At 53.6% G+C, this 20,639-nt stretch carries 22 protein-coding genes; 2 read left to right on the plus strand and 20 right to left on the minus strand.

All coding sequences use genetic code 11. The features are described from left to right. A partial coding sequence (locus tag ACLJR2_RS20785) for a PagK family vesicle-borne virulence factor (protein WP_219828626.1) occupies positions 1-184 on the plus strand: 184 nt, incomplete at its 5' end. A 290-nt stretch (positions 185-474) separates the two neighbouring features. Here the strand turns inward: ACLJR2_RS20785 and ACLJR2_RS20790 are convergent. The 15 genes from ACLJR2_RS20790 to ACLJR2_RS20860 all read right to left on the minus strand — a co-directional run bounded on the left by ACLJR2_RS20790 (position 475) and on the right by ACLJR2_RS20860 (position 16,548). After that, positions 475-1,032 (minus strand): Ail/Lom family outer membrane beta-barrel protein, encoded by a 558-nt coding sequence (locus ACLJR2_RS20790; protein WP_000711200.1) that lies wholly within the window; start codon positions 1,030-1,032, stop codon positions 475-477. Between the two features lie 649 nt (positions 1,033-1,681). Then, positions 1,682-2,257, minus strand: coding sequence for a tail fiber assembly protein (locus ACLJR2_RS20795; protein ID WP_000143155.1), 576 nt, complete (start codon positions 2,255-2,257; stop codon positions 1,682-1,684). Then, positions 2,247-3,071, minus strand: a complete 825-nt coding sequence (locus tag ACLJR2_RS20800) for a macro domain-containing protein (protein WP_000593428.1) — start codon at positions 3,069-3,071, stop codon at positions 2,247-2,249. The genes ACLJR2_RS20795 and ACLJR2_RS20800 overlap by 11 nt, the downstream gene beginning before the upstream one ends. Beyond that, a complete protein-coding gene (locus ACLJR2_RS20805) occupies positions 3,068-5,509 on the minus strand; it encodes a phage tail protein (RefSeq protein WP_043991221.1) in 2,442 nt (813 codons plus the stop codon). Before ACLJR2_RS20805 ends, ACLJR2_RS20800 begins: the two co-directional genes overlap by 4 nt. Before the next feature lie 54 nt (positions 5,510-5,563). Next, a complete protein-coding gene (locus tag ACLJR2_RS20810) occupies positions 5,564-5,806 on the minus strand; it encodes a hypothetical protein (protein WP_000178849.1) in 243 nt (80 codons plus the stop codon). 38 nt (positions 5,807-5,844) lie between these two features. Continuing rightward, complete coding sequence (locus ACLJR2_RS20815) at positions 5,845-9,207, minus strand: host specificity protein J (RefSeq protein ID WP_001534665.1); 3,363 nt, start codon at positions 9,205-9,207, stop codon at positions 5,845-5,847. Positions 9,208-9,269: 62 nt separating this feature from the next. Then, entirely contained in the window at positions 9,270-9,917 is a 648-nt protein-coding gene (locus tag ACLJR2_RS20820; protein WP_001736578.1) for a tail assembly protein, read from the minus strand. Then, positions 9,815-10,552, minus strand: coding sequence for a C40 family peptidase (locus tag ACLJR2_RS20825; RefSeq protein ID WP_031606484.1), 738 nt, complete (start codon positions 10,550-10,552; stop codon positions 9,815-9,817). Before ACLJR2_RS20825 ends, ACLJR2_RS20820 begins: the two co-directional genes overlap by 103 nt. Before the next feature lie 6 nt (positions 10,553-10,558). Then, positions 10,559-11,257 (minus strand): phage minor tail protein L, encoded by a 699-nt coding sequence (locus ACLJR2_RS20830; protein WP_001534642.1) that lies wholly within the window; start codon positions 11,255-11,257, stop codon positions 10,559-10,561. Positions 11,258-11,266: 9 nt separating this feature from the next. Beyond that, positions 11,267-11,596, minus strand: a complete 330-nt coding sequence (locus ACLJR2_RS20835) for a phage tail protein (RefSeq protein ID WP_000447370.1) — start codon at positions 11,594-11,596, stop codon at positions 11,267-11,269. Between the two features lie 2 nt (positions 11,597-11,598). Beyond that, complete coding sequence (locus tag ACLJR2_RS20840) at positions 11,599-14,640, minus strand: phage tail tape measure protein (protein ID WP_057517015.1); 3,042 nt, start codon at positions 14,638-14,640, stop codon at positions 11,599-11,601. Further along, the gene (locus ACLJR2_RS20845; protein ID WP_077905125.1) at positions 14,612-14,950 is read right to left on the minus strand and encodes a phage tail assembly protein T; all 339 of its coding nucleotides are present in this window, start codon (positions 14,948-14,950) and stop codon (positions 14,612-14,614) included. Before ACLJR2_RS20845 ends, ACLJR2_RS20840 begins: the two co-directional genes overlap by 29 nt. Next, the gene (gene gpG / locus ACLJR2_RS20850) at positions 14,947-15,342 is read right to left on the minus strand and encodes a phage tail assembly chaperone G (RefSeq protein ID WP_000479607.1); all 396 of its coding nucleotides are present in this window, start codon (positions 15,340-15,342) and stop codon (positions 14,947-14,949) included. The genes ACLJR2_RS20845 and gpG overlap by 4 nt, the downstream gene beginning before the upstream one ends. Before the next feature lie 50 nt (positions 15,343-15,392). Continuing rightward, entirely contained in the window at positions 15,393-16,139 is a 747-nt protein-coding gene (locus tag ACLJR2_RS20855; RefSeq protein ID WP_000971954.1) for a phage tail tube protein, read from the minus strand. A 7-nt stretch (positions 16,140-16,146) separates the two neighbouring features. Continuing rightward, the gene (locus tag ACLJR2_RS20860; protein WP_023184817.1) at positions 16,147-16,548 is read right to left on the minus strand and encodes a phage minor tail U family protein; all 402 of its coding nucleotides are present in this window, start codon (positions 16,546-16,548) and stop codon (positions 16,147-16,149) included. Positions 16,549-16,656: 108 nt separating this feature from the next. Between ACLJR2_RS20860 and ACLJR2_RS20865 the strand changes: the two genes are divergently transcribed. Beyond that, positions 16,657-17,787: an RNA-guided endonuclease InsQ/TnpB family protein gene (locus ACLJR2_RS20865; RefSeq protein ID WP_043991247.1), complete on the plus strand. Its 1,131-nt coding sequence runs from the start codon at positions 16,657-16,659 to the stop codon at positions 17,785-17,787. A gap of 48 nt (positions 17,788-17,835) precedes the next feature. Here ACLJR2_RS20865 and ACLJR2_RS20870 read toward each other — a convergent pair whose 3' ends face one another. Genes ACLJR2_RS20870 through ACLJR2_RS20890 form a run of 5 tightly spaced genes read right to left on the minus strand, consistent with a single transcriptional unit; the run spans position 17,836 to position 20,636 of the window. Next, positions 17,836-18,414 (minus strand): phage tail protein, encoded by a 579-nt coding sequence (locus ACLJR2_RS20870; RefSeq protein WP_001534814.1) that lies wholly within the window; start codon positions 18,412-18,414, stop codon positions 17,836-17,838. Further along, the gene (locus ACLJR2_RS20875) at positions 18,401-18,778 is read right to left on the minus strand and encodes a head-tail joining protein (RefSeq protein ID WP_000083295.1); all 378 of its coding nucleotides are present in this window, start codon (positions 18,776-18,778) and stop codon (positions 18,401-18,403) included. Before ACLJR2_RS20875 ends, ACLJR2_RS20870 begins: the two co-directional genes overlap by 14 nt. 10 nt (positions 18,779-18,788) lie before the next feature. Next, positions 18,789-19,148: a DNA-packaging protein FI gene (locus ACLJR2_RS20880; protein WP_000235459.1), complete on the minus strand. Its 360-nt coding sequence runs from the start codon at positions 19,146-19,148 to the stop codon at positions 18,789-18,791. Between the two features lie 57 nt (positions 19,149-19,205). Further along, the gene (locus ACLJR2_RS20885) at positions 19,206-20,234 is read right to left on the minus strand and encodes a major capsid protein (RefSeq protein WP_057515266.1); all 1,029 of its coding nucleotides are present in this window, start codon (positions 20,232-20,234) and stop codon (positions 19,206-19,208) included. 54 nt (positions 20,235-20,288) lie between these two features. Continuing rightward, entirely contained in the window at positions 20,289-20,636 is a 348-nt protein-coding gene (locus ACLJR2_RS20890) for a head decoration protein (protein ID WP_000011258.1), read from the minus strand. Between the last annotated feature and the right edge of the window lie 3 nt (positions 20,637-20,639).

Genomic DNA, 20,639 nt, shown 5'->3' on the forward strand with positions numbered 1-20,639 from the left:
CGTATTTTTAGCAATGGTTTTAATATTACCACCTTCACTATATTCTGCTCTTACAATAGCGGCAGACTCTCAATATCATAAAAAAGAAGAAAAAATTAATACAATGTCTCGAAGGTGGTGTACTCTTTGGCCTGCTGCCATACCCGTCCCTGAAGATTGGTTTAAAATTTGTGGAGTTTATTGAGTATAAATTTAATATACTAACCAGTAACCTTATCAGTTATGACAGACAGGTCTTCTTCATATTTGCTATAAATAAGGCCTGGTTTTTCTTGATAAATAATAAAATCCTGGCTGGCTGTTCCGGTCAGTCAGGTTTAGTTAGATGGCTTCACACAGTTTACTCAAGCACAATACTTTTTCCACTCATCAAGCTGCGCTTTCTCACCATCAGCTCCGCTTATTATGTCCTGACAAAAGTTACCCTATAATGAATCTATGCGGAAGGTACTTCTTCCGCATAAGTTATGAGGTTCAGAAGCGATACCCAACACCAATATTAAATCCATTAATTTGTGTCAAGAGCTCACGGCTTCCTTCATATCCCACATCAATAACAAAATTCTTTGTGGGATTCATTTGTACGCCAGCCCCCCATGCCAGCGCTTTTTCATTGATTGACGCTGAATTCGTGTATGGACTACCATCCTCCCAGGTACCGTTTTCTTTATCTCTTGCTTTAAGGATTGCAGCCCCTACCAGTGCATATAAAGAAAAAGAGTCATTTACTTGATAAGTCGGGCCAACCATTAACGAGCCATATTTTACATTCGACTTATCATGGTAGGTTTCTCCGGTATCCTCATCAGTTCCAGAAGACCTGTCATTGTCATACATGTAAGTTAAAGAGGTGATAATCCCTACAGGAAAATCCCCCTGATAATGATACTTAACATTCACCCCACGGATATTACCGCCATCTTTCATTTTGCCTTGAGAGTATCCAGCAGTAAGTGAGTTGGTATCTGCCTGTGCAGTATTTATAGCAAAAATGCCTGCAGATAAGATAAGTACTAATGCTTCTTTTTTCATAACCACTCCTTAAGATTACTCTAATTATGGTGTTCATGAACACCAGTAGCATCTGTCCAACGCAGAAACATAAATCTTCTGTTGGCCAGAAAAATCTGCCTGAAAGAGTTAGTTTATTGCCTGTTCATTTACATTGTGTCTCTTTCAATTCAGTATGTCTATTAACACAACCGAAACAAGTGATAAAAACAAAAACAACACAAAGCGAGCCTAAATCAACATTATAAATCAACTTATTTTATGCGGACTTGACTTACACAAACCATCTGCCATTTAAACTCTCTAAAAATTTGCCATTAGAGATGTAAACTCTTAGCATGTAAATTTTATTTATTGACTGAACAATTACATAATTTATGATATAAAAATAGAGCAAATACCATTAACTATAAAATTTTATTCATGTTGTTTTAAAATCATTTACATTCACAATGAATAATCACAGAATGAAATATTAATATTTAATGCTGTGATGACGATATTGGAATCAAACAGAACGGTGACGGAACGCAGTATATCCTGGCGAATAACCAGCACACCGTTCGTATTGCGCCCGGAGAAATGCAGGTTCTGGAAATTATTCGTGCTGAAAACACAAACAGACAGCCACTGATAAGTGATAATAACTCCACATTTTATCAACATTACTTTACTGGCTTACAGGCACATCAGGCCAGTCAGGACTTGTGGTGTCCACCCGGTTTACCAACACTCTGTATTTTTTCCATTCGTCGAGCTGCGCTTTCTCATCATCTGTTGCGATATCAAGATCAACAGCATCCTGTAACGGCGCGATTTTTTCAGATGCCATTTGCAGGAGCCTGCTTTTGGTTTCTTCCTCCTGACGAAGTTGCGCTGCTTTTTCAGCCGCTCCGTCTTTTACCCACGCCTTACCATCCCATTTCTGGTATTCACCGCCTGGTGAAACTGATGTGACATTTTCAGGCAGCGGGCCGGGAGCGGAGATATAAACCTGATTGCCAGTTGTTGTGTCGTAAACCGTCTCGCCGCGGTGATCCTCCTGCAGACTCCATGTTTGGGTTTCAGCGTCAAATACAGCAATATGACTGGAGGGAATATCAGGAGGGGCGATATCAGTACAGTTTGCCGGTAATCCAGTGTGCGGCGGGATATATGCATCACCTGCGCCAATAAATTCGTTTGTATCTGAACGAAGATTAAAAATTTTAATTGTCTGCGGGGTGTCGCTCATTTTAAACGTCATTTTTTACTCCGGATAAATATTCTGTATTCAGGTGATGGCTGTGGGGATAAGTACCGGGGGAAACAGTATGGCTATGCGCACCAATATAAATATCATCGACCTGATGACGGGGACTGATGCAGGTGTTACCTGATTTTTTGCAATACGTTCTGTAATCACCAAAACCGATATATTCCGTTCTGGCGTTCGGACAAAGCGCCTTTGACGGACAGTATGCCGTTGTGCTGAATACAGCATCCTGGCGGGCGCTGGCGTATTGCCAGTTAATTTCCGAGGCACAGTTAATAAAACCATCCCACGCCAGCTTCATTTGCCGGGCGACACTGTCCGGAGATACCTGACCACACCCGGCCCCCATCGCAGGGAATACCACTGATTTAATTTTCCTGCCTTCCCCGGCGCTTTTATTGTGCTGAAATATCGCTAATAACGCTGCACGTGTTGCATTATAAACCGCGTCGGTGCCGTCGATTATCAGAGGAACGCGCATCGTCGGGGCATGAACCAGCCACGGATGCTGACTGTTACCCGTTTCAATAACAAAGGCGCTGCCGACGGGCTGTTCTCCCAGATATTCACGGATGATATTTTGCTGTACACGTTCCTGTAACTGCAGCCCAAAATATGCTGTTATCGCAGCATCCACGCCGCCATCCATCAAACCGAAAGAGTTTGCCGCACTGACCATGCAGTCAAATTCCGGTATGGTTTCAAACGGTCCTGGGATAATTTCCACATTTTCGGTATTCTGAAAAGAATGTTCAAAAGCCGCAGCCATTGCTGGCACGGGTGCTGAAAGAATTAATTTAATCATGCCAGCCTCACAATATAATTAAATGCGATATTTCTCACTGTTGTTTCCGCATTACCGTCTGCGTCCACAATAACGACGTGTCCGTGTGGACCGATATACATGGTATGCTCGTGTCCTCCGATATAAACTGTATGCGCATGGTCGCCAGCGGCCTGTGTCCATGCACCACCTCCAGGCTGAAATGAGGTGTGATTGGAATCTCCCCAGTATGAATTGATATAACCGCCGAACTGGTGAGTATGGTTGCCCGTGGTATTGGTCGATTTCGTACCGTAATCAAAGGATGAGGTAGATTTTGTCCCTAAGTCAGTATCCTGCGCCCGCGCGGTGTGCGAGTGCGATTTGTTGCCGTCCATCTCCTGGGAGAGTACAGCGCGCCCACTGATGGGCTTACCCTTTATTGTCCAGCCTCGCATGTCAGGAATAACGCCGGACGGATACGCTATAGCCAGTAACGGGTAAGCAGATTTATCGAAGGACTGCCCATACATAAAAGCATAACCACCATCCGGGAGCACATCAGACGGCCATGCAATCGCCGCCCCTACTGGATGCGAATCCGGAGGTGGGTTTAGTGTGGTGTAGAGCATTGCCCATTCGGACCACTCAGCGTCGGCGTTATCTCGATGGCTGCGAATATATGCGGGTGCTGACGCACCGTTTGTCCCGCTCCAGCCAATGAGGATTTCCCCATCACCGGTTCCGGTCAGACGCAAAATATTCCCGTATTGCGTTGGATAACCGTTATTGTAAACCTCGCCCATTATCAGGCCGCTATCGCTGCCTCTTGTCGTACCAGTCAGTGCCGGAAGCGCGCCGCGTGATGCCAGTCTGTTCGCTGCAACAGCCGTACCTGATGCAGGAAGCGCTCCGATATTTTGTACAAACAGCGGCTTTTCCGGAATATCGCCACCGTTCTGTGATTTTAGTAATGCATCGGCGGCGTGATTTATGGTTTCCCGTAAACCAACGTATTCGATAAGACCGTCAACGCTTTTTCCTGACAGCGCTGTCAGTGTATCGTCCAGCGGCTGCTTGCCCGCCAGTTTATTCAGTACCGTAGTAGAAAAATTAGGATCGTTACCCAGCGCGTCAGCCAGTTCTTTCAGCGTGTCCAGCGCTTCCGGCGCAGAACCAACCAACTGTGCCACTTTCGCCGCAACAAACGCTGCTGTGGCAATTTCAATACCTGCAGCTGTGGTTTCCGGCGTTGGTGCCGTTGGCGTACCGGTCAGTGCCGGACTGTCCAGCGGCGCTTTGGTCTGTGCCTCAATCATGACAGCTTTGACCGCCTTTGGCGTGGCTGCCAGCGCTTCGCTGTCACTGTCCGTGGCGCTGCTTAACTTAACGATACCTTTTTTCGTCAGGCTGGCATCTTCCAAGGAAATCACGTCCGCAATGTCTTCTGCCCGTTTTGCGGCATCTTCTGCTCTGGTGGCTGCTGCTCCGGCAGCAGTACTGCTTTGCGCCGCCAGTGATGCGCTGGTATCAGATGCGGCGGCGTGGGTGGATGCCTCCGATGCTGATGACGAGGCGGCTGTTGCGCTGGCCGCTGCTGTACTTGCTGACGTTGCTGCGTTTGTCTCAGATGTTTTTGCTTCGGCTGCCGATGCGGCTGCCGCCTTTTCCGACGCTGCCGCCGCAGTGGCTGACGCACCTGCATCACCGGCACTGGAAGCCGCCCGCGTTTCTGACGTCTTCGCGGCGGTTTCGGATGCTCCGGCGCGCGCTGCTGATGTCTGCGCCGCCGTCGCGCTGGCGGCTGCGGCAGCAGCTGAATCTCCGGCGGCAGTACGGGAGGCATCTGCATTCGCTTCAGATGTTTTCGCTGCGGCTGCCGATGCGGCTGCCGCCGTTCTGGCTGTGTCAGCCGACGCCGCGCTGGCTGATGCCTCCCCGGCTTTTGTGGTCGCCGTACCTGCGCTGCTCTCCGCAGATGCTGCGGATGAGGCTGCCTGTGTGGCTGATGCTTCTGCCGCTCCGGCTGCATTCACTGCTGCCGTGGCGCTTTCCGCCGCCTGACCTGCTGATGTCTGCGCCTGTTCAGATGCCTGCCCTGCGACAGTGGCATTCCGCGATGCCTCCGATGCCTGGCGGGCAACTTCTTCCACCATCGACTCAAAATACCGCAGCGCCTCCGGGCGGACGTCGTCTTCCGTCATGGCCCCCAGAAAATCATTCAGGGTTCCCGGTTTTGAATCATCGTAGACCGTAATAACTCCGGCATGTGACGGGGGATACCCTTCCACCAGGAGCATGACAGTGTACTGCCCCTGCTCCACATCCATGCTGTAGCGCCCGGCGTCATCCGGATTTTCCGATGCCACCGTATTCACGACCACCGTCGTACTGGTCCGGCTGGCTTTCAGCTGAATGGTGCAGTTCTGTACCGGTGTTCCCGTGGCATCTTTCAGTACGCCGGAAATAAGTACTGGCATATTACCTCCATAAAAAAGCCCGCCCGCAGGCAGGCTTTCAGATTCGTTCACATCTCAGCACTGATTGTCCGGGTCGCGTAAATACGCCGGCAGTGAACACTGGACGCTCCGCGTGATTGTTTTTCCCTTTGCCTCGCGGTGCTGTTTCTGCCCACGGTCGGTGCCGGTATAAATCCGGGTCTGGTTTTCAATATTGCTGTTGCCGCTTCCTCTTCCGTTATCGGCAACGGCAGCAGTGGAAAATAAAACGGACAGGGAAAGCCCTGCCGCCAGAGAAATTACGCGCGACATAGTCATATTTGTTCCTCGTTAAACGAAAGGGACCGGAAATCCGGTCAGTTTGTGAAGTTACTCCCCGACCGGGAAACCATCACCAGCGGCCAGACGGAAGCAGACGTGGTGTACTGCCCACGAACCCTCAGAGAGACGCTGATATCCACGACAGGTGAAGTGGTGTAGACCGAAAAGACGACGGTCTGATACATGGCCGGAATACCTGCGGTATACGGCATAACCTCCGCCGTTTTCACCTGGCCGTTAATATTTATCGTGACGGTGATGGCACCGGAGCCACCATTACGCTCACAGTTAGCCATCACCGTGATGGTTTTCCCAATCTGATAGGTGGCGCTGTCGGTATACCGTGTTGAGGTGCTGCGTTCGTCGTTCGTCGCCCTGATGCTCACGCCCTGCATGACTTTTGAGCCGCAGATATCACCGACAAACTCTCTCGCTTCTATCACGCCAGAAAACTTACCGGAGGTGGCATTGATTTCTCCCGTAAACGAGCCTGATACAGCGTTGATATGGCCGCTGATATCCGCATTTTTCGCAGTCAGCTTTCCATCCGGCGTCAGGGAAAATGCCGGAGGATTCCCGCCACTGGTAATGGTCGGCGCGCTCAGGTATTTCAGGAACGCCTCGTTCATGATTATCTGGTCGCCCTGCATGACGAATCCGGGCGTCTCGTTTCCGTTTGCCGGGTTAATATAAGCAATGCGATCCGCCGCCACCAGGAACTGGCTTATCTTCCCGTCAGGCGTGTCTTCCATGCTCAGTCCAAGTCCGGCCACATAATATTTGCCGTCTTTGGTCTGCTCTATTTTGACGCCCCACATGGCGTTCCATTTATCGTTAGCGTCCTGCCACTCCTTCGAAAACTGCTGCAGTTTGCTGGCGTTATCCTCCGTCAGATCTACTTTTTCCAGCAGCTCCTTACCCAGGTGACTTTCAGTTATCTGCCCTTTGAAAAAATCCAGATAGCCTGCGGCATCGTTGCTGGCCTGCCCGGTCGCCTCCACGAATGCGGATTTACCGACCTGATTTACCGCCCGGATATAAAAATAGTAATCCCTGCCTGGCCTGATATTCACGCTGGCCGCTATCCAGTACAGCGCCGTTCCCAGATATCGTGCGGCGTTTTCCACCTGATAGATATCCGTAATCTGCGCGTCTGAAAACCAGAACTCATACTGCACCGTCGGGTCGTATACCGCCTGACGCGGTGTGGCAGTAATCTGGAAATAGCCAGGGGTGAGTTCGATAAATGATGGTGCCGCCGGCGCGGAGATGCTGAACTGTGTGCTCGCCAGGTCTCCCTGTTGTCCCTGGCTGTTCACCGCCCTGACGGACAGGGTGTAGCGCCCCGGCGTCAGCCCCCGGAACCGGTACTGCGTATCCGGCGTTCCTGCGCTGCTTACCAGCCGGTCACTGCCATCTTCCGCCGCCACGTTCAGGCGCAACGAAAAAGAGACGCCCTTAACGACTCGCGGTGTGTCCCAGCGCGCCAGTACCTGATACTGTCCCTCCTCCGCCAGAATTTCTGTGGTCAGATGCTGTATCGCCGGGGGAACAGTGCCGTGAATCGTTCCGGGCTGCGGGTCGAACGATGCCCCGTTGTCCACGATGGACTCTTTTTCCGGAACATGCTGTACGGCGGTGATGGCATACGTTCCGTCGTCATTTTCCCGGACAGCCACACACCGGAAGAGACGCTGGCGCAGCGACGGCAGTTTCAGCCCCCAGACGCTGTATTCCGCCACGCCGTCCGGTATCCGGCTGACCTGAACCTGCACACCGTCGGTAACAGACTGCACGTCCACGCTGACCGGCAAGCCTTCGCCATCCACCAGGCTTATCAGCGTGGTGCCGGACGACGGCAGGGTAATCTCCCTGTCAAGGGTCAGAATGCGGCGGGCGCGGTCAACGGACAGAATCCGCCCGCCCAGGCTGATGCCGGCATAATCCTCGTCGCAAACCTCAATCACATCACCGGGAACGTGGCGCAGCCCCTCCGCACCCACACTAAAATCAACCGTCTGGGTTTCCAGCAGCTCCGTTTTTATCAGCCACAGCCCGGCGCGGTGCGCCTGCCCGCGACTGGTACAGCCAAACGCATCCATTTTTACCAGATTGCGTCCGTAGTGACTGATGGCGACCGTGTCTTCCACCAGTTCCGTGGATGTCTGCCAGCCATTATCAGGGTCGATCCAGTTCACCTCTACCGCATTATGGCGGTCCTTCCGCGCACTGAAGCTGTAACGGAACGGTGTACCCTCATCCGGCATTACCACATTGCTGCGGGTATAGGTCCAGACTGTATCCGAGGGCCTGTCCTGCACGAAGGTCAGCCTCTGCCCGTTCCACACCGGCATACAACGCATGGCGGAGCAGAAGTCGGTCAGCACATCCCACGCCTTACGCTGCTGTGCCAGATACGCATTAAAGGTCATACGCGGCTCTGTCCCGCCGAATCCGTCAGGGACCATCTGGTCGCAGTACTGGCCTATTGCATACAGCGCCCACCTGTCCACGTCCGCCGCGCCGATTCGCTGTCCCATGCCATAACGGGGATGTGTCAGCACATCCCAGAGACACCACGCCGGATTATTGCTGTATGCAGGCTTGAACGTGCCGTCCCAGATGCCGCTGTAGGTTCGCGCTACCGGATCGTAATTCGACGGCACATGAATAATCCGCCCGAAAAAATGGTAATTTCGCGTCACCTGCTGGCTGCCGAACTGCTCAGACTCCACCTGCAGGCCAATTACGGCGGTGTTGGGATAGCGCTGCCGGACATCAATAATCTCGGTATACGACGACCAGACCGTGTTGTTCTGTAACTGGTCAGTGGTACTGTCTGCCGTCACACGTACCATCCGGATACCAAATGGCCGGGGAGGGAGATTATCCACTATCACCGAGGCCAGATACTGTGTGGTTGTTTTCCCGGTAATCGTAATCTCTTTTTCCACCACCCACTGACCATAGCGCTCAAGATGGATTTGCAGTCTGACGGATGTCGGATTGCGGTCGCCCTTGCTGTTGGCCTCCACCAGTGACTGCACGCCGAACGTAAAACGCAGGCGGTCAATATTTGCAGCCGTGATGGTTCTGGTCACCGGATTGTCGTATTTGACCTGTACACCAAGCACCGTCTCGGCGCCGGACGATTCAAATCCCTCCAGCGGGGTCTGTTCCTGCTCACCGACGCGGTATACCACCTTCACGCCGTGGATATTCGTGTTACCGTCGCGGTCCACCACCGGCGTCTGGTTTACCAGAACACTGTGCAGACCGTTCACCGGGCCTTCTATCGGTCCCTCGCTGATGGCATCGATGACGCTCAGTAGCTGCGTGGATTTCAGGTTATCCGGTGCCTCGCGGGGCGTATGCCCTTTTCCTCCGCCCTTTCCCATTTATTAACCCCGTAAAACGACAAAACCGCCCGGAGGCGGTTCTGTCTGAATCTGTTCTGTTGTCAGCGGCCAATCACCACAACCTGACCACCATCTCCTTCATCAGCGGTACTGACTTCCTGGGAAATCACGCGTGACCCCACCTGCATCTCGCCGTACAGCACCGGCAACGTGTTACCGTTGGCAACCATATTATCCAGCGACGAGAAATACGTGTTCTGCCTGCCGTTATCGGTCTGCCTCATTTCGGACATTTTTGGTTTGGGTGCCAGCATCTGCGCCACACCGCCCAGAATCATCGACGCGCCGGTCATATACATACCGGATACCGCCGCCGCCCCCAGCCAGCCTGCCGGGTTCCACCAGGCAACGGCAATCAGCGCCGCACCAAGCACCGCCTGAAACACCCCGCCAGGTTTGGCCCCGGCCAGACGCGGCACAATATGAATCACCGCGCCAGGCGGCAGCGGGTCATGCAGGCTGGTTGTCAGGGTATCAGCCGTAACATCGTCTCCGGCTATGCGTACCTGATACCAGCCGTCGTTCAGTTTCTGCCGGAGACCGGGCAACTGTACCGCCAGTGCCCGGACAGCTTCAGCACCACTGGCTACCTGCAGGCTGACGCGGCGGCAAAATCGTTGCAGATCCCCGTAAAGGCAAATTCGCGCCATGCCCGGTGTCGCCAGATGGAGTGCGTGCGTCGTTGCCATTTGTCGGTATACCTCTCACGTTTACTCAGTTGTTCAGGAATATGGTGCAGCAGCTCTCCGTCGCCGCAGTAAATCGCTGCGTGGTTCGGAACGGAGGAGCCAAAGCAGCAAATCAGCACGTCGCCGGGCTGCGCACTGGCTGCGCTGACACGGTAAAACCCCGTCGTCTCCAGATTATCCAGATAGAGATTGTCACCATGCCGCCACCAGTCGTCGTCCCGGTGAAAATCCGGCATATCAATCCCCGCCAGATGATAGGCATCACGGAACAGCGTGTAACAGTCAAAAACCCCATGTTTAAAATGCCGTCCGGTCAGGTGTGGTACACAGCGGAATTTATGTACCTGCCCGTCGCATACCAACCACCACGGCAGGTCGCTTTGAACCTGCAGCCTGCGGTCCACATCGCTCAGATACGGCTGGCCGCCAGGATGGCTGTGAACCAGCGCCACAATCTCCCCCTGCGTTTCAGCCCTCAGCCAGTCCTCCGGCGCCATACGGAAATAATCCTCCGGCGCGGCAGAAATATTCACACAGGGGAGATACCGTTCTCCCGCCTGTGTTCTCACCACGAAGCCGCACGACTCCGCAGGCGCACACCGTCTGGCGTGCGCCAGAATATCCTGTTCTTTCATGATGATTTACTGTGAAAGTTTATTAATGGAGAGGAAACCGCCAAAGTTTCCGGTATTGTTACGCAGGGCGCATCCCCGGGCGCAGCGGCTGCAGGCATCTTTTGCCGGATCGGCGGTAGGGTTATCAAATTCATCTGCGACAGCTGGTCCCGTATAACCGCATTCGTCAGAGCGGTATATCCATGTACAGGTATTGGCCAGCATAATTCGCCCGGGGAAGACACATCCGTCCGTTTCAGTCGGTGTTGCCAGGACAAATGTCGCACTTACCGCCGTCAGATCACTGCACTGCTCGATCACCCATCGGCTTACGGATTCCTGCTCCGGGTCAGCCTCCTGGTTGCCGTTTTGAAAATTCACGGCATCGAGAAACCGGGCATATACTATCCTGCGGATGACCGTCGCCCCAACCAGGCTATGCAAATCCTCCACCATTCCGGTCACCATACCGTAAAGATTGGATACCTTCAGTGACGGGCGCGCAGCTGCGCCTTTGCCGTTCATTTCAAATCCGCAACCGTCTACAGGATAAACGTCATATTTCCGTCCCTGCCAGGTAACCGCCTCCCCCTTTTCATTCGCCTCGTTACAAAAAAAATAACGATCACCGCCAGACTGTGTCAGATCGATTTCCCACAAAGTGATCCTGGCGGACTGCGCCAGTTTAGCGGCTTCGTTCAGCGTATCCTGCGAAATGTCCTGCATCACTCCTCCTCAGATAACAACCTGTTCAAAAGTCGTGGTCACAGTCACCCAAAGAGAGCCAACGCTAATCGACCATTTGCGGCAAATCACCCGAATTTGTGTCCAGGTATAAGGCGGTGTCCAGAGAAAGGATTTCACTCCACCGTGGCGGGATAAAAATGCCTCAAGGTTCTGATGTTCTCCCTTACGAATCCGGACCGTTACGTTATACTTCGCCAGATGGTTGTTCAGCCCGGCTGGACGCCGTTGTTCATACCCGTCACCCAGTTTTATGGAGGTGACTTTTGGTTCTGATTCCACTGTCATATCAGGGCGGATCTTCCAGTTAAATGTTTCCATTGTTATCGCCCTCCTCCAGCAATACCCCCGTCACGCGACTGCTGTTGCCAGAAATCAATGGCGGCTTTTTTTCCAATGTTATATACGGCCTGTAATGCCTGCGGACCAATCTGTCCGTTGCCGGCGTCGTTGTGGATTTCAATGTTGTACTCAGGCGCAAACATCGCCATCCCTCCTGAACCGGCTGCCACGACACCCAGCTTACCGTCAGCACCACGACGAAGTGGTAATATTGCCTCCGGTCCTGCCTCGCCCATCACCCCGGCACCTTTGGCAAAAGCAAAAAATGTCGGGCGATTAACAATGCTGCCGCTGTATCGGCTCAGTTCAGAAGACTGATAAACTCCACCAGTCGCATTGGCTGTCACACCAAATCCCAGAGCAGATCCGATTCCCTTTACAGCCTGCATCATTGCCATACGTGCTGAAATTTTTGCCAGATCTGACACGATGGATGCGGTGAAAGATTTAAAGTTTAGTTTTCCAGTGGTAACGAACGTCGCCAGCCCGTTGCCCATACTGTTGAATGCCGATGTGAACATTTGCTCCGTTGCGCCCGCCACGTTGCTGCCCTGCGCCATAAAGTTATCCAGCGCACGCGACGCCCCCAGAGTCCAGTCTCCCTGCGCAGCGTCCACTTTCGAATTGTAATCCGCCCACTCAGCCAGCCGGCGATTGAGACTGCCCTTCAGCGCCTGCTCCGCCTGACGATATTCGTCAGAACCGTATGTCCCTTTTGCCTTGCTGTCGCGTTTAAGCTGCTCCAGTTGTTCCTGGTAGTGCTGCTGAATTTTCAGACGCTCTTCGTATCGGCCACGTTGCTGATCGCCCATACCCATTGTGGCCAGCGCCATTGCGTGCTGTTGCCTGACGCGGGATTCTTCGTCAGCGAGCTGGCTGGTCAATGTGAGCGTCTTTTTCTTCAGTTCATTAAGGGCATTCTGGTGTTGCAAATCCTGTTGTGAGATATCCAACTTCTGTAGCGCAAGCGCAATTTCATCCTTATGTGCCAGTACGCTTTGTTCATCCGCCGTCAGTTTTTTACCGGACAAATCAGCGATGCGCTGCTGAAATGACAAAAGCTGCTTATGCGCTTCCGTCATTTTTTCGGTCGTGGAAAGCTTCGCGGCGGCAATCTGCCCTTCAGTCTGCGCCTGTTGCTGGCTGTACTGCAAAAGCAGTCGCCTGGCCTCGTCGTTGTGGTAAGTCTTTGGCTTTTTCGCCTGTTGTGACAACGCCTTTTTATGACGTTCATTTTCGCGCTCCAGTGCGGCATTGCGTACAGCAGCATCGGCATACTGCATGGCGGTAATGCGCGCCACCTCCCGTTGGTGCCGCAGGGATTCAGTTTCATTATCCCGGTTCAGCGCGGCGTTCTGCTCGTTCCGACGTTTCTGCGTTTCCTGATAATTACGCTCTGCCTGCGCCTTCGCATCCAGCAGGTCCTTCTGGCGTTTCTGTTCCTGAAGTTCGTTCAGCTGCTGCTGATCGTATTCAGTCTGGGAGGAAGACACCGTCCAGGGCGTTTTTCTGCCGCGCGCGATTTTTTCCTGCAGTGTCGCGATCTTTTCATCGAGCGTGTCTTCCCGCCCGATATCCAGCATCCGATCCCATGCCCACTTCGCCGCATCACCGACAGCATTCCATGCTCTTTCAATCCAGCCCAGATTGTCGTGTACGTCCCCCATCCGCTTATTCATTTCTTCCGAATACGCGGACATGGCAATTTTCGCGGCATCAGCCACTCTTCCCTGCTCGCCCAGTACCCTGATTTGTTCAAGCTGGGTGGCGGTCAGAAAATGCAGTGTCCTGTCCAGTTCTTTCGCCGCATTCACCGGATCATCCCGCAGGCGTTTAAACTGGCGGATGGTTTCATCCACTGATTGTCCAACGTTTTCCTGCATTCTGGTCGCGGTACGGGATACCATTGCCACTGCCTGCCCGGTAAACGCTCCGCTACCGACCACCTGTGCCAGCACGCCTGCAGCGTCGTGCTGCGTGACGCCATTTCCGGCGAGCGACTTCGCCATCGCATTAAGCTGGCCTGTGGTTTTTCCGGCATAACTCCCGGTCAGAATAAGCTGTTTATTGAACGCCTCGCTTTCTTTAGCTCCTTCATAGTAGGCCTTACCCAGCCCGTAAACAGCAGCAGCCACGCCGCCAACCAGCCCGCCGAGCATCATGCCCTTCGGAGACATCAGTTGCTCGATCCACCCGGCGCGGTTAGCGAGCGTGATACCACTTCCCCGCAGTGCCCCGAAATTCCCACGGGCCAGCTCACCAGCCAGCACGCCCAGTTCACGACGGGCAGCGGCGCTTTTCAGTCCTAGCGTATGGGTGGCAGTTCCGGTACGCTCCAGTTTACGGATATAAATATCTGCGGCGCTGCTGACACCCAGTTCAGCCGCCTTCACCCGCAGCAGCTCAGTACGGGAGAGGCCCTGTACCGTCGTCTGCTCTTTCAGGCGGCGTATAAACTGTGCTTTTTTCTGCGTGGCCAGCGCTTCGGCATCGGTAAGCTCACGGGTCTTCCTGGCGGTTTGAGACACCAGCGCCAGATAATCGCCCTGTGAGATATCTCCGCGTCCTTTCGCCTGTCGTACCTGCGCCTGGATACGCTGCAGCTCCTGCAGACCACCGCTTAACTGTTTTACACTGTCAATCTGGCGGTAAAAAGCAGCACTTGTCCTGTCCTGTGCTGCCGCCACAGCCGCTGACTGCGCCTGTTCCTCACGCAGTTTCCTTCCCAGTGCCTCCACCCGCTGTCGCGTCTGATCCACATCCGCCGCCAGACGCGCGCTAGCCGCTGCGCTTTTCTCCACAGAGGAACTGTACGCGGTACTGCTGGCAGTCACTTGCTCCAGGCTGGCGGACGTCCGGCGCGTCGCCTCCGTCTGCTTATCCAGAAAACGCTGCATCCGGGCCGCTGAACGTTCTGAGTCACCAGCCGCATCGTTCAGCAATTTTTTAATGCGCGGAACTTCGTTTCGGAACTCTGCGCTGTCGATACTTAAATCAATGACCAGGTTCGCTATCTGGTCCATAGCGGACACCTCCGGTAATACCTTCGCCCAGGATCATCAGTTCATCATCCGTTTTTTCGTGCAACGACTCAGGATCAGTGATCAGGCTGAATATTTCTGCATCGTGATGCGTGCCTGTAACCAGTCCGGAAATCAGCGATTTCAGCGTAGCAAACTCCGCATCCAGCAACATGTCACTGAAGCTGTTCTTCCCGAAATGCTCCGCCCACTCACCCAGCTCTGTCGCACTCATTTCCGCCAGCATCCGCCGCCAGTCTGGTCGCCGGAACTCACGTGCGAGCCGCATCACAAACGCCAGCTCCCGGTTCAGGACTTTTCCGGCGTGGTCGTGTCCTTTTCACTCCCGCTGTCGTCTTCCTGCGATGCCGGAAGACGCATACCACTCAGGGACAGAACCATATCAGCGCCACGTCCCAGCGCCTCATAAGACCATTCCAGTCTGACGGACTCATACAGGGCGCGGGCCTCCTCCTCTTTTTTGCTTTCACACAGGGAACGGGATACCAGCCATGCATTAATATCCACCCCCATCTGCATAAATTCTGTCTGACGCTCTGCTTCCGTCAGGGTTTCAGGCTGTGCGTCATAGTCTGCCGTCCGCTGCTGAATAAACTTCAGATAATCCACACGTTGCAGGGCAGAAAGCTCACTGAGCACGATGGAATGCCCACCGTAGTTAAAGGTGTCTGTATTGAGAAACATGATGATTTTCCATAGAAGCCCCGGAACCGGGGCGGACTGATAAGAGAGGGTTATGACGCCGTCACTGTCACTGCTGCCACCGCGACAAGACTGCCGTCACTGCTGATGCCAACAATATTCACGCTGCCCGCCTTCACGCCTTTAACCGTGGCCACATTATCCTTCAGCGTGACGGTGGCGATCAGCGGATCGGCGGTCGCAACCTGCAGCGTTTTATCTGACGCGTTATCAGGTTTTACCGTAAATGTCAGCGTGGTGGTGGCTCCGGCAGCCACCGTGGCACTGGCCGGCGCAACGGTCACGCCGGATACGCTGACTACGTCAGGTGTATCCTCCTCCGCAAGAGAAGGACGCCCGACGCCGGTGATTTTTACGCTGCGTGTCATCACCTCTTTGGACGTCACGGTTTTACCCAGTGAACTCAGCCAGCCGCGGAACACATCAACCGTCCCGTTAGGATACCTGATACGGAAGGCGCGAACTTCGCCGGTGTCAAACAGCTCAACCAGTTTTTTCTGTCCGGTCTCACCGGGTTTCCAGGCCAGCGTGGCCGTGGTGTCACCGACGCTTTTCTGCCCCTGCGTAGTGCTTTTCCAGTCGGCATTTTCATCATCAAGATAGTCATCGTCTTCCGCATCTGCACTCATTTCTCCGGGCTGAAGATCCTTAATACCTGCCAGTCGCAGCCAGTCATCATCAGCCAGTGGATTTTTAAACGCATCGCCGCTGCCGGTATACAGCCAGAATGTGGTTCCGGCGCCTTTCGTTTTTACCAGTGGGTTTGGTGTTCCCATCATATCCTCCTCAGTTGATATAGGTGATCCGGTAAGTAATTTCTGCCATCCCCCACGTTGCCATTTCGCTGTCACGCTGGTAGTCATAACCCAGCGGGGTCATGGTATCGATAAGGTGCTCCAGACCACTAACCTCTCCCAGCGCAGGAAAGATTTTTTCTTCCATCCAGATATCAAGCTCTGTATCAGGAGCCTGAGCCCTCAGAAAAACTGCCGTATGGAGAGTAGCCTGCCAGTCATCCTCATCGGTCATAAGGCCTGTATACTGTGCGTCTGTCAGCCAGACAGCTATTGCGGGTAAATCTTCCTGTTCTACGAAAGCAGGAAGTCCATCAAAAAGAGTGACAGGTGCGCCAGTCACGGATTCCAGCTTTTCCAGAACGGCCCGGCGGATTAATGTGTGTTTGCTCATCAGAATGCCTCCTTTCCTCCCCGGCCTGAAGGCCGGGGAGGAAAGGAGGCGGTTTTCCGGCTAACTGTCTTTTGCATAATCACATTTTCCTCTTTAATATGTGAAGCCATGAAACGCGCATATAAATACCGGTTTTACCCCACGACTGAGCAGGCTGAGCTTTTAGCTCAGACGTTCGGTTGTGTGCGTTTCGTCTACAACTCCATCCTCCGCTGGCGTACCGATGCGTACTACGAGCGAAAGGAAAAGATCGGTTACCTACAGGCCAACGCTCGCCTTACGGCGCTGAAAAAGGAGCCAGAATTTGCCTGGCTTAACGACGTTTCCTGCGTTCCCCTCCAGCAGTCTTTGCGCCACCAACAAACCGCCTTTGCTAACTTCTTCGCCGGACGGGCTGCATATCCGGCTTTCAAAAGCAAACGGCACAAGCAGGCGGCTGAGTTCACTGCGAGCGCGTTTAAATACCGCGACGGCAAGCTGTACATGGCAAAGAACAAAATCCCCTTAGACGTGCGCTGGAGTCGTCCGCTGCCGTCCGTGCCGTCTACCGTCACCATTTCCAAAGATGCCGCAGGGCGGTACTTTGTTTCGTGCCTTTGCGAATTTGAACCCGCATCACTGCCGATCACCTCTTCAATGGTCGGCATTGATGTTGGTTTAAAAGATTTGTTCGTCACCGATACCGGATTCAGGTCCGGCAATCCCCGCCATACCGCTAAATACGCGGCTCGCCTGGCACTACTCCAGCGCCGGTTAAGCAAAAAGGCCAAAGGCTCAAAGAACCGCGCCAAAGCCCACTTAAAGGTAGCCCGACTCCACGCGAAAATTGCTGATTGCCGACTGGATGCCCTGCACAAGGCCACCCGCAAACTGATTAACGATAACCAAGTTGTATGCGTCGAATCCCTGAAAGTGAGGAACATGATCCGCAACCCGTCGCTATCCAAAGCAATAGCAGACGCGAGCTGGGGCGAACTTGTGCGCCAGCTCCGGTACAAAGGCGAATGGGCGGGGCGGTCAGTGGTAGCCATTGACCAGTTTTTCCCGTCCTCAAAACGCTGTAGCTGTTGCGGTTTCACCATGAAAAAAATGCCTCTTGATGTTCGTAAATGGCAGTGCCCTGAGTGCGGAACTGACCACGACCGGGACGTTAACGCGGCACGTAATATCAAAGCTGCCGGGCTGGCAGTGTTAGCCCACGGAGAGCCTGTAAATCCTGAATCGCTCAAAGCGGCTTAGATTCGGCTCGTTGAAGTGGGAATCCCCGTCCTTCAGGGCGGGGAGCAGTCAACGTGAAAGATAAAGCCTCAGTTGTTGTTTCAGGGCATACCCCAGTTGCTTCGGCATTTCCTCGTCAATCAAGCTTTGTGTGGCGCTTTCGAATGCCTGAGTCAATGGTCCGGAAAGAGGAATTTTCACTACATCAATTGGATAACGGTTTTTCCCGTTAACGCGTCGCATAACATGCCAGCGTCCGTTAGCCAGTTGCTGAATAAAGGCATCCCGGAACAGATATGGCCCGATTTTCAGCACACTTCCGCGATACAGCAGTTTGCCCCTCCGTTTGCTCATCCTGACCTGTGCAGCACCCAACTTTATGGCGGGAAGGTTTCCCCGGTTAATCCGTATCCGGGCAGAGCGTTTACCGTCTGTACCGGCTTTAAATAACCTCACCCTCTGGCGAACCAGCTTCAGCGGAAGCCCTCTTACCTGGTTATCTCCGGCGACAGTCTCCCGCGCCACCTTACGGGTTGCCACTGAAACAGCTTTCTGCGCCACGCGATTCACAGCCCAGATACTGGCCCGGGGAACCATCTGCCGGTCAAGGCTGTTCAGATTCCGGATCGCATTTTCAAGCCCTTTCAAACATTCCTCCCGTCCTGCGCCGGTTATCCGTCGGCGGCTCCCCCCTGCCCAGCAGAATAAAACTGCTGTCTCCACCAGCCGGAGTGATGCGATCCACCCAGAAGGTGTCACCGAGAATGGTTAGTGTGTCCGGGCGCTTCAGATGGACTGTCAGAGATGATTTGACAAAAAATGTGGGCTTGTCCCCCTCAATCCGGACACCTCCGGCGGCATACGACACACTTTCAGGATCGTCAAATACGCCCGTAAGCGTGGCCCCTGCCAGAACGCCGGACGTTATTGTTGCTACCGTTCCCATCACCCGGAGAATGGCATCATCAGCCTGAGAAAGCGCGGTATCAAACAGGTTTTCGGACTGCGACATATCGCCACCCTTACAGTTCAATAATAAGTCCTGCAGCAATCAGCTCGTCCACATCGTGTTGCGAAATACGCGCCGGGTTCCCTGCCATAACTATATCCAGTTCCCGGTTACTGTCCGGATCGATGGCGCAGATGTGTAGTGTACGAAGCGCCCTGATAAGTACCCGTTCGGATCTTTGCCCGATCCCGGACGGCACTATGGGTTCATCACTGTCATTTTCCACAACAGGCAAATGCTCCGCCTCCGCTTCTTCTTCCCATTCCATGACACGCTGGCTGAGTTCAGCGGCGCTCCCGGACACATCCGGATCACGTCCAAGCCGCGTCGCAAGCTCCCGCAGACGCTGTATATTCTCTTCTCTTGTTGCCATAAAAGATCCTCCCGCAATTTGTAACAATAAAGGCCTGAATCAGGCCTTTTGGGATGCTTAACCGACGGTGACAATGACAAACTCATCCGGGTCCGGCAGGACCATCAGCGGCGCAGACTGCGTCATGGTATATTCATTCGCCGGGTCCCCCACCGTCAGCCAGTGTTTGGGATAACGGGTGGCGGCAACAATACCCTCCGCGAGCGCCTGTGAATCCTGAATGGCACCATAGCAGCGGATACCTTCTGCCGCCGTATTTCCCAGAACCAGAGTCCCTTCAGGCAGGTAACGCTTTTCGGTCCCGTTATCAGCAACATAGGATGTTTTAGCCACCACAATGGCCAAATCTCCGTAATATCCCTTGAACGACACCACAGCCCCAAGGTCCTTCACCGCCGTTTCCAGCTGAGAATTTGAACCGTGGCGTGTATCCAGTTTTTCACGGAACAGCTTAAAGCCGTTCAGCAGACGCCAGACTTTCCCGTCCATCACGGCAATATTGATCAGACCGGATGCCTGGTCGCAGTACATATCCAGATCATAAGTTGGGTCAAAGGTTTCCCTGTCCTGCTCTGACCATTTTTTACCTGTGGCCTGAATAATGTTATTCCCGGCGGAGCGACCAAAATCCACCTCCACGGTGTCAAACTGCTCGCCCTGCATGGTGTATTTCCCGTTCAGCACCGCACTGACGGCCTGCATCTCCTCCACCTGGACGATGGCCTTCTCTTCCTGCTTCAGGTTATCGGTCAGAATGCGCAGACGACGGTAGGCCGGATCGTTAAGCCTGGCCGGATCTTCACCCGGCAGACGCTCAACAACCTGCGCATAGTTAACTTCATGCTTCGGTTTGACATACCCCGGACGCAGTACGCGCGTTTCCCCGCCGCGGTTACGCAGAACCTTCCCTCCAACCACCGGAGATACATAAGCGGCAATCGGTGTTTTTCCGGTAATTTTGTCCAGCATGACTTCCTGGGTAGGAAATGTCACAGTACGGCGAAAAAACAGGCTCAGGAAGAGTGGGTTAAATTTAACTTTCTGCTCGGTATAACCCAGCAACTGGCGGGTGGTAAACAATCCCATAAATGGTGTCCTCCGGACGTTAAATACGATAAAGGCCGCTTCGCGGCCTTCTTATTACGGTAAAGCGGCGTGACTGACGGCGCTTCCGGCGAATGCATTTGCCTGCTTAATGGCATCCACACTCTTCGGCCATGCCAGTGATTCTGTGGCAAAGGTGCCGCTCTTCCAGTACGTCAGCAAGTTTTCCGACCCGTCCAGCGCAAGAGCCAGAACCCCGACCGCTGTTCCGGCCTTCTGCCCGTCCCAGGCCACCAGTTTCCCGGTGGTATCATCCAGCATCAGGGGCGTCAGCATCGGTGTGGCCGCCGTTATCCCGCTAACTCCCGTTGCGGTATGTGCCGGATCGTTACCGGCGAAAATGCGGTTATCCGCACGTTTCTCAATAGTGGTGGTAAATGACATGCT

It is taken from the genome of Salmonella sp. SAL03688, from assembly GCF_046551895.1.
Taxonomy (GTDB): Bacteria; Pseudomonadota; Gammaproteobacteria; order Enterobacterales; family Enterobacteriaceae; genus Salmonella; species Salmonella enterica.